This is a genomic window from Acidimangrovimonas pyrenivorans (genome assembly GCF_042643245.1).
In the GTDB taxonomy this organism is placed as follows: Bacteria; Pseudomonadota; Alphaproteobacteria; order Rhodobacterales; family Rhodobacteraceae; genus Acidimangrovimonas; species Acidimangrovimonas pyrenivorans.
This window is the reverse complement of record NZ_JBHRSK010000001.1, coordinates 154593-163672: the sequence shown is the minus strand read 5'-3', so window position 1 is coordinate 163672 and position 9080 is coordinate 154593. Positions and strand designations below refer to the sequence as shown.

The window sequence follows — 9080 nt, the reverse complement described above, 5'->3', positions numbered from 1 at the left end:
GTACTGCCTGATCAACTCCTCTACGCGATGGAGGTCACCCTCAACGGCCTGATGGCCGGGGTGATGTATTCGCTCGTCGCGCTGGGCTTCGTGCTGATCTTCAAGGCCAGCGGCATCTTCAACTACGCCCAGGGCGTGCTGGCGCTGTTCGCCGCGCTGACGCTGGTCGGCTTCCAGGAAGGCCAGGTGCCCTTCGCCGACCTGATCCACGCCGCCTTCGGGGTCGAGTTCACCCATTTCGGCTGGCACCTGCCGGCAATCGTCGCCATCGCCCTGACGGCGCTGGTGATGGTCGGGCTGGCGATCGTGATCGAGAAGCTGATCCTCAAGCACCTGGTGAACCAGGAGCCGATCATCCTGTTCATGGCCACCATCGGCCTGGCCTATTTCCTCGAAGGGCTGGGCGACTCGATGTGGGGCTCGGACATCAAGAAGATGGATGTCGGCCTGCCGCAGGGCATGTCCGGGGTGATCGACAATTTCACCTACAACCTCTTCGGCTACGGCTTCTACATCGACCGGCTCGACATCGTGGCGACGGTGATCGCGGCGCTGCTGGTGATCTCGCTGACGCTGTTCAGCCAGTATTCCAAGCAGGGCCGGGCGCTGCGGGCGGTGGCCGACGACCACCAGGCGGCGCTGTCGGTCGGCATCTCGCTGCGCTTCATCTGGGTGCTGGTCTGGTCGATCGCCGGCTTCGTCGCGCTGGTCGCGGGCATCATGTGGGGCGCCAAGTCGGGCGTCCAGTTCTCGCTGTCGCTGATCGCGCTCAAGGCACTGCCGGTGCTGATGCTGGGCGGCTTCACCTCGATCCCCGGCGCCATCGTCGGCGGGCTGATCATCGGTGTCGGCGAGAAGCTGTTCGAGTTCTGGGTCGGCCCGCTGGTCGGCGGCGCGACCGAGAACTGGTTCGCCTATGTGCTGGCTTTGGTCTTCCTCGTCTTCCGGCCCCAGGGGCTGTTCGGCGAGAAAATTATTGAACGGGTGTAAGACATGGGGTTTGATCGTATGCGTCGTCATGTCGCGGGGAAGGGAGGCCGCGTGACATTGGATGCAACGCAGGTCCGGCCCGGCTTCGGGCGCGGATCAGGATCAGGGAGGGATCCTGCCCATGAAGACTTGCTCGATCATGTTCACCATCGGCTGGCTGGCCGCGCTCACCTTCGGCTGGATCGCCGTCGCGGCGCCGGCGGACGAACCGCAGATGATGTTGGCGCTGGAAGTGCTGTTCGCAGCCATCGGTGCCGCCATCGGCATGTGGTCTTGGTTGAGGATACGCAGGGGCTGCTGAGCCGTAGGGCGACGATCAGCGCATCCCCTGAACAAGAGGGGATGCGCTGAATGTTCTATCGCGAGGCAGGCGACTTCAAGACGTCCTATGTGGACGATAGCCAGACCTTTCCGATCAAGTTCGACCGGATGCGGTACTACGCGGTTCTGGTGATCGCTTTCGGGATCGTTCCGTTCTTCATCAACGACTACTGGGCGAACGCGGTCTTCGTCCCGTTCCTGATCTACGCGATCGCGGCGATCGGGCTGAACATCCTGACCGGCTATTGTGGCCAGGTCAGCCTCGGCACCGGCGGTTTCATGGCTGTGGGCGCCTATGCCTGCTACAAGCTGATGACCGCCTTCCCCGATGTCAGCATCTTCATCCACGTCCTGCTCGCCGGCGGCGTGACGGCGCTGGTCGGCATGCTGTTCGGCCTGCCCAGCCTGCGGATCAAGGGCTTCTACCTCGCCGTGGCGACGCTGGCGGCGCAGTTCTTCCTGGTCTGGCTGTTCAACAAGGTGCCGTGGTTCTACAACTACTCGGCCTCGGGCCAGATCTCGGCGCCCGAGCGCACCATCTTCGGCGTTCCGGTTACCGGCGCGGCGACGACGCCGATGGCGAAATACCTGTTCTGCCTGGTGATCCTGTTCGGCCTGTCCTGGCTGGCGCGCAACCTGACGCGCGGCACGGTGGGGCGCAAATGGATGGCGATCCGCGACATGGACATCGCGGCCGAGATCATCGGGGTCAACCCGCTGACCACCAAGCTCTCCGCCTTTGCCGTCAGCTCGTTCTTCATCGGTGTCGCCGGGGCGCTGTTCTTCTCGGTCTATCTCGGCGCGGTCGAGGTCGGCGAGGCCTTCGGCATCCAGAAGAGCTTCCTGGTGCTGTTCATGGTCATCATCGGCGGCCTGGGCTCGATCTTCGGCTCCTTTGCCGGGGCGGCCTTCCTGGTGCTGCTGCCGGTGCTGGTGAAGAACACGCTGGTGGTCGGGCTGGGCTGGCCCACCGACCTGGCCGCCCATGTCGAGCTGATGATCGTCGGCGCGCTGATCATCGTCTTCCTGATCGCCGAGCCGCACGGCATGGCGCAGCTTTGGCGCACCGCCAAGGAGAAGCTGAGGCTCTGGCCCTTCCCGCACTAGGCGGGCCGCCCAATCACAAGACCGGATAACCGGCATCCCGTAACCAACGTTCTCTGGGAGGAGATCAAGACATGAAGAAGACTCTCGCAGCCATTGCCATCGCGGCGATCGCCGGAGCGAGCCCGGCGCTGGCCGACCTCGTGTTCCCGTCGACCAGCTACCGCACCGGCCCCTATGCCGCCAACGGCATTCCCTTCGCCGACGGCTATGCCGACTACTTCACCCTGCTCAACGAGCGCGACGGCGGCATCGGCGGCGTCAAGGTGGACGTGCCGGAATGCGAAACCGCCTATAACACCGAGAAGGGTGTCGAGTGCTACGAGTCGACCAAGGGTCTCGGCTCGCTGCTCTACCAGCCGCTCTCGACCGGCATCACCTACCAGCTGATCCCGAAGGTCACGCAGGACGGTATCCCGATGCTGACCTCGGGCCTGGGCCGCACCTCGGCCGCCAACGGCAAGGTGTTCAAGTGGGTCTTCAACTTCCCGGTCAACTACTGGGACGGCGCCTCGATCATGGTCAAGTATCTCCTGTCGGAGAACAACAACGACCTGAAGGGCAAGAAGATCGCGCTGCTCTACCACAACTCGGCCTACGGCAAGGAGCCGATCCGCACCCTGCAGGAACTGTCGAAGAAATACGGCTTCGAGCTGAGCCTGCTGCCGGTCGACCATCCCGGTCAGGAACAGAAGAGCCAGTGGCTGCAGATCCGCCGCGATCGTCCGGACTATGTCCTGATGTGGGGCTGGGGCGTGATGAACCCGGTCGCGATCCAGGAAGCCGCCAACGTCCGCTTCCCGATGGACCACTTCATCGGCATCTGGTGGTCGGGTTCGGAGAACGACGTGAAGCCCGCCGGCGCGGCCGCCAATGGCTACAAGGCGCTGACCTTCAGCGGCGTCGGCAGCGACTTCCCGATCTACAGCGACCTGAAGAAATACGTCTATGATGCCGGCAAGGCGGCGGGCGCGGGCGACCAGACCGGGACCATCCTCTACAACCGCGGTCTCTATGCCGCCTTCCTGGCTGCCGAGGCGGCGAAGAAGGCGCAGGAACTGTCGGGCCACAAGCAGATCACGCCGGCCGAGATGCGTGACGGGATGGAGAACCTGAACGTCACCGACGAGCTGATGGCGGCGGATGGGATGCCGAAATTCGGCCCCGACTTCAAGGTCAGCTGCGCCAACCACGGTGGCTCGGGCAAGGCCCAGGTCATGCAGTGGGACGCCAAGGCCGAGAAGTGGAACGTGATCACCGACTGGATCGAAAGCGACCACTCGGTCATCGACCCGCTGATCGCCGAGGATTCCGGCGCCTTCGCCAAGGAAAACAACATCACCCCGCGCGACTGCAACTGAGCGGGCTGAGCTGACACCGGGTGCGGCGGCGGGCGTCGCCGCACCCTCCCCCAAGCCCCGGGAAACCGGGCAGAGATTTCAACGAACGGGATCGCCAGATGCTGGACGCAGCCAAGACAGACGCCGCCGCCACGCAGGAGACGCTGCTGGAGGTCAACAATATCGAGGTGATCTACAACAGCGTGATCCTCGTGCTCAAAGGCGTCAGCCTGAAGGTGCCCAAGGGCGGCATTACCGCCCTTCTGGGCGGCAACGGCGCCGGCAAGACGACGACGCTGAAGGCGATCTCGAACCTGCTGCGCTCGGAGCGCGGCGAGGTCACCAAGGGCGCGATCACTTATCGCGGCGAGCGGGTGCAGGACATGGCCCCGGCCGACCTGGTGAAGAAGGGCGTGATCCAGGTGATGGAGGGGCGCCACTGTTTCGAGCACCTCACCGTCGAGGAGAACCTGCTGACCGGCGCCTATACCCGGACCGACGGCAAGGCCGCGATCGCCGCCGATCTCGAGATGGTCTACAACTACTTCCCGCGGCTGCGCGAACGGCGGAAAAGCCAGGCTGGCTATACCTCGGGCGGCGAGCAGCAGATGGTGGCGATCGGCCGCGCGCTGATGAGCCGGCCCGAGACGATCCTGCTCGACGAGCCCTCGATGGGCCTGGCGCCGCAGCTGGTCGAGCAGATCTTCGAGATCGTCAAGTCGGTCAACGAGCATGAGGGCGTGACCTTCCTGCTGGCCGAGCAGAACACCAATGTCGCGCTGCGCTTTGCCCATTACGGCTACATCCTCGAAAGCGGCCGGGTGGTGATGGACGGCCCGGCGGCCGAGCTGCGCGAGAACCCGGATGTGAAGGAATTCTACCTCGGCGTCTCGGACGAGGGCCGCAAGTCGTTCCGCGACGTGCGCTCCTACCGCCGCCGCAAACGCTGGCTGGCCTGAGCCCCGGCGCCATTGGTTCAACAGTGATTTCCCGCCGGCAATCCGCGCGGGGCAAGGAGGGGGGCGACCCCATTGCAGCGATGACAGAGTATTTCGACGATCTCGAAACCCGCAGCGCCGACCAGCGTGCCGCCGATCTGGCCCGCGCCCTGCCGGCGCAGATCGCCCGGGCCAAGACGGCGCCGGGACTGGCCGCGCTGCTGGGCGATGTCGACCCGGACGCCTTCACCACGGCCGAGGCGCTGGCCGCCCTGCCGGTGATCCGCAAGTCCGAGCTGAGCGCGGCGCAGAAGGGGGCGCCGCCGCTGGGCGGGCTGATCCCCGCCGGCGGCGGTTACGAGCATATCTTCCAGTCGCCCGGTCCGATTTACGAGATCGGCCGCACCAGCCATGACTGGTGGCGCATGGGCCGCTTCCTGCATGCCTGCGGCATCGGCAAGGGCGATATCGTCCAGAACTGCTTCGGTTATCACCTGACGCCGGCCGGCATGATCTTCGAGAACGGCGCCCGGGCGGTCGGCGCGGCGGTGCTGCCCGCCGGCACCGGCCAGACCGAACTGCAGGTGCGAGCCGCGGCCGATATCGGCTGCACCGCCTATGCCGGCACGCCCGACTACCTCAAGGTGATCCTCGACAAGGCCGAGGCGATGGGCGAGGCGCTCAAGTTCACCCGCGCGGCGGTCGGCGGCGGGGCGCTGTTCCCGTCGCTGCGCAAGGAATACGCCGAGCGCGGCATCGCCTGCCTGCAAAGCTATGCCACCGCCGACCTGGGCAACATCGCCTATGAGAGCCCGGCGATGGAAGGCATGATCGTCGACGAGGGCGTGATCGTCGAGATCGTCACCCCCGGCACCGGCACCCCGGTGATGCCGGGCCAGGTGGGCGAGGTGGTGGTCACCACGCTCAACCCCGATTACCCGCTGATCCGCTTCGCCACCGGCGATCTGTCCGCCGTTCTGCCGGGGCAGAGCCCCTGCGGTCGCACCAACATGCGGATCAAGGGCTGGATGGGCCGCGCCGACCAGACCGCCAAGATCAAGGGCATGTTCGTCCGGCCCGAGCAGGTCGCCGCGCTGGTCGCCCGGCATGACGAGGTCGCCCGCGCGCGGGTGATCGCCGACCGCGAGGGGGAAATGGACGTGATGACCGTCCAGATCGAGACCCGCGCCGCCAACCCGGCATTGTATGAGGGCTCGGTGCTGGATACGCTCAAGCTGCGGGGCAAGGTCGAGCTGGTGCCGCCGGGATCGCTGCCGAATGACGGCAAGGTCATCGAGGATCGGCGCAACTACGACTGAGGCAGGCCCCGGTTACCGGAGGGTCTGTTTGTGAAAGCCGTCGTTCTTGCCGCCTTTGCCCTGTCCATCCCCGCCGCCGCGCTTGCCGAGGGGCGGGCGCTGATCGTCGGCAACTCCACCTATGCCCGGACCATCGACGCCGCCGGCGCCGGCCGCGCGGTTCAGGCGGCCGAGACGCTGCGCCGGCTCGGTTTCTCCGTCGTCTCGTCGCGCGACCTCGACACCGCGGGGCTGCGCCAGGCGCTGTCGCGGCTCAGTGCCTCGGCCGAGGGGGCAGGGCGGCTGGCGATCCTGCTCGAGGGACATTTCGTCCATTCCGGCCGGGCCAGCTGGTTCCTCGGCACCGAGGCCACGGGCCCCGACCTTGCCACGGTCGGCGCCATGGGCGTGAACCTCGATACCGTGCTCGAGATCGCCGGCCAGGCGCCGGGCGGGGCGCTGGTGCTGCTGGGCGGCGATGACAGTCCGCTGGCGCTGGGTGCCGGGCTGGCCGGCGGGCTCGGCCCGCTCGACATCCCGCAGGGCGTCACCGTGATCAGCGGCCCGATCGGGCCAGTGGCGGATTTCGCTTCGGGCGATCTCGGCCAGCCGGGGCAGAGCCTCGCCGCCCTCGCCGCTGCCCATCCCGAGCTCTCCGCCGAGGGCTTCCTCGCCCCGATGGTGCCCTTCGTGCCGGCGCCGGGCACGGGCGAGGCAGTGGCCGCCGACACGGCGGCCGAGGCCGCGGCCTGGCAGGCGGCGCAGGCCTCCGACACGGCCGAGGCCGTCCAGGCCTTCCTGTCCGATTACCCCGCCGGCGCCCATGCCGAGGACGCCCGCAAGCTGCTGGCGCAGATGCTCTCGGACCCGCACCGGGCCGAGCGCAAGACCGAGGAGGGGCTGAACCTCAGCCGCGACCAGCGCGCCCAGATCCAGCGCGCGCTGTCGATCCTCGACCATGACCCGAACGGCATCGACGGCATCTTCGGCCCCGGCACCCGGGCGGCGATTCGCGACTGGCAACTGGCGCAGGGGACGACTGCCACGGGCTATCTCGACGCCGGCCAGATCGCCCGGCTGAACGCCCAGGCCACCCGTCGCGCCAAGCAGCTTCAGGCCGAGGCCGAGGCCCGCCGCGCCGCCGAGGAGCGCCAGGACAAGGCCTATTGGGCCCAGACCGGCGCCAAGGGCGACGAGGCCGGGCTGCGCAGCTATCTCGACCGTTATCCCGACGGCACCTATGCCGACGTCGCCCAGGCGCGGCTGGACAAGATCGAGGCCGGCAAGCACGCCGCCGCCGCGCGCCAGGACCGGGCCGCCTGGGACCGGGCCGCGTCAAAGGACACCGTCGCCGCCTATCGCACTTATCTGCGCGCCTTCCCCAAGGGCGCCTTCGCCGATGCCGCCCATGCCCGCATCCGCCGCCTGACGCAACAGCAGCAGAACGATGCGGCCGAGCGCAAGGCACAGGCGGCCGAGGCGGCGCTGGGCCTGACCCCCTTCTCCCGGCGGCTGGTGGAAAGCCGGCTGGCGGCGCTCAATCTCGATCCGGGCAAGGTCGACGGCGTGTTCAACCTCAAGACCCGCCGCGCCATCCGCCGCTTCCAGCGCGCCAACGACCTGCCGGTGACCGGCTACCTGACCCAGGTGGCGCTGGTGCGGCTGCTGGCCTCGGCGGGGAACTGAGGCCCGGCGAGGGGCCCGGCGAGGGGCGAAACGGAGAGGGCCGCCGCGATCTCTCGCGACGGCCCCTGAAGTCCGGCTCTGGCAGCTTCGGATCAGCCCTGGCGGGCCTTGAAGCGCTTCTGCGTCTTGTTGATCACGTAGACGCGGCCGTTACGGCGCACGATCTGGCAATCGCGATGACGCTGCTTGAGCGAGCGGAGCGAGTTCTTGACCTTCATCGGTCTTCTCCCATTCGCGGCGCGCGTGCGCCTGAAAACACAAATGCCCCCGAAGGGGCGGATGGTGGGCGCGACAGGGATCGAACCTGTGGCCACTACGATGTCAACGTAGTGCTCTACCGCTGAGCTACGCGCCCGTCACCGTCATCGACCCTGCCCGTTTCAAACAAAGGACGCGGGCAGGTCCGCGTCGGTTCGCAGGTCTATAAAAGGAGTCGGAGCGGTGTTCAAGGGGTTTTGGCATCTTCTGAAAAGCGTCTATATTTTTTCGGTGAAGGAGACCGGATGACCGCCGAAACCGTTGCCTATGATCTGTTCCTGCCCGAGATCCGCCGCTCCGGCGTGATCTTCGCCTCGCCCCATAGCGGGCGGGACTATCCGCAGGCATTTCTGCAGGCGACGGTGCTGGACCGGCACGCGATCCGCTCGTCCGAGGACGCCTTCGTCGACCGGCTCTATTCCGCCGCGCCGCGGCTGGGGGCGCCGCTGCTCTGCGCCCGGGTGCCGCGCGCCTATGTCGATCTCAACCGCGGCGCCGACGAGTTCGATCCGGCGCTGATCGCCAATGCCCGGCCCGGCGGCCACAACCCGCGGGTCTCGTCGGGGCTGGGGGTGATTCCCCGCGTCGTCTCGAATGCCCGGCCGATCTATCGCGGCAAGATCCCGGCGGCCGAGGCGGCGGCGCGGATCACCGACTACTGGGAGCCCTATCACGCCCGGCTGCGCGCCCTGCTGGACGAGAGCCGGGCCCGCTTCGGCGAGGCGATCCTGATCGACTGCCACTCGATGCCGCATGAGGCGATCGCCCATCACGGCGGCGGCCGGGGCAGCCCGCCCGACGTCGTGCTGGGCGATCGTTTCGGCGCCTCGGCCGGGGCGGCGGTGGTCGAGCGGATCGAGGCCGCCTTCGCCGCCGCCGGGCTGCGGGTGGCGCGCAACGCCCCCTTCGCCGGCGCCTATATCGCCCAGACCTACGGCTGGCCCTCGCGCCGCCAGCATGTCGTGCAGGTCGAGATCGACCGGGCGCTCTACATGGACGAGGCGACGATTCGCCCCAGCGCCGATTTCGCCGCCGTCCAGGCCCTGATCGAAGGGGTGATGGCCGAGATCGTCGCCGCCCATGCCACCGACCTGCCACTGGCGGCCGAGTAGCGCCGCCTGTCATATTGCGCGCCTGCGGCGCAT

The 9080-nt window shown here is 67.5% G+C and carries 9 protein-coding genes and 1 tRNA gene; 8 read left to right on the top strand and 2 right to left on the bottom strand.

The features are described 5' to 3' along the window. Positions 1–3 precede the first annotated feature (3 nt). The 7 genes from ACFOES_RS00860 to ACFOES_RS00830 all read left to right on the top strand — a co-directional run bounded on the left by ACFOES_RS00860 (position 4) and on the right by ACFOES_RS00830 (position 7677). Positions 4–990 (top strand): branched-chain amino acid ABC transporter permease, encoded by a 987-nt coding sequence (locus ACFOES_RS00860; protein ID WP_377831002.1) that lies wholly within the window; start codon positions 4–6, stop codon positions 988–990. 139 nt (positions 991–1129) lie between these two features. Next, a complete protein-coding gene (locus ACFOES_RS00855; RefSeq protein ID WP_377830936.1) occupies positions 1130–1291 on the top strand; it encodes a hypothetical protein in 162 nt (53 codons plus the stop codon). A 50-nt stretch (positions 1292–1341) separates the two neighbouring features. Next, on the top strand, positions 1342–2418 hold the full coding sequence (locus tag ACFOES_RS00850) for a branched-chain amino acid ABC transporter permease (RefSeq protein ID WP_377830932.1): 1077 nt from the start codon (positions 1342–1344) through the stop codon (positions 2416–2418). Between the two features lie 71 nt (positions 2419–2489). After that, entirely contained in the window at positions 2490–3776 is a 1287-nt protein-coding gene (locus ACFOES_RS00845; protein ID WP_377830927.1) for an ABC transporter substrate-binding protein, read from the top strand. Between the two features lie 98 nt (positions 3777–3874). After that, on the top strand, positions 3875–4714 hold the full coding sequence (locus tag ACFOES_RS00840) for an ABC transporter ATP-binding protein (protein WP_377830923.1): 840 nt from the start codon (positions 3875–3877) through the stop codon (positions 4712–4714). Between the two features lie 80 nt (positions 4715–4794). Further along, positions 4795–6012, top strand: coding sequence for a phenylacetate--CoA ligase family protein (locus tag ACFOES_RS00835; protein ID WP_377830919.1), 1218 nt, complete (start codon positions 4795–4797; stop codon positions 6010–6012). A 30-nt stretch (positions 6013–6042) separates the two neighbouring features. Continuing rightward, on the top strand, positions 6043–7677 hold the full coding sequence (locus ACFOES_RS00830) for a peptidoglycan-binding protein (protein ID WP_377830917.1): 1635 nt from the start codon (positions 6043–6045) through the stop codon (positions 7675–7677). Between the two features lie 92 nt (positions 7678–7769). On the opposite strand, the gene ykgO is transcribed toward ACFOES_RS00830, so the two are convergent. Next, on the bottom strand, positions 7770–7895 hold the full coding sequence (ykgO, locus tag ACFOES_RS00825; protein WP_377830914.1) for a type B 50S ribosomal protein L36: 126 nt from the start codon (positions 7893–7895) through the stop codon (positions 7770–7772). Positions 7896–7957: 62 nt separating this feature from the next. Then, a tRNA-Val gene (locus tag ACFOES_RS00820) sits at positions 7958–8032 on the bottom strand. 148 nt (positions 8033–8180) lie between these two features. Between ACFOES_RS00820 and ACFOES_RS00815 the strand changes: the two genes are divergently transcribed. After that, positions 8181–9047 (top strand): N-formylglutamate amidohydrolase, encoded by an 867-nt coding sequence (locus ACFOES_RS00815; RefSeq protein ID WP_377830911.1) that lies wholly within the window; start codon positions 8181–8183, stop codon positions 9045–9047. Positions 9048–9080 lie beyond the last annotated feature (33 nt).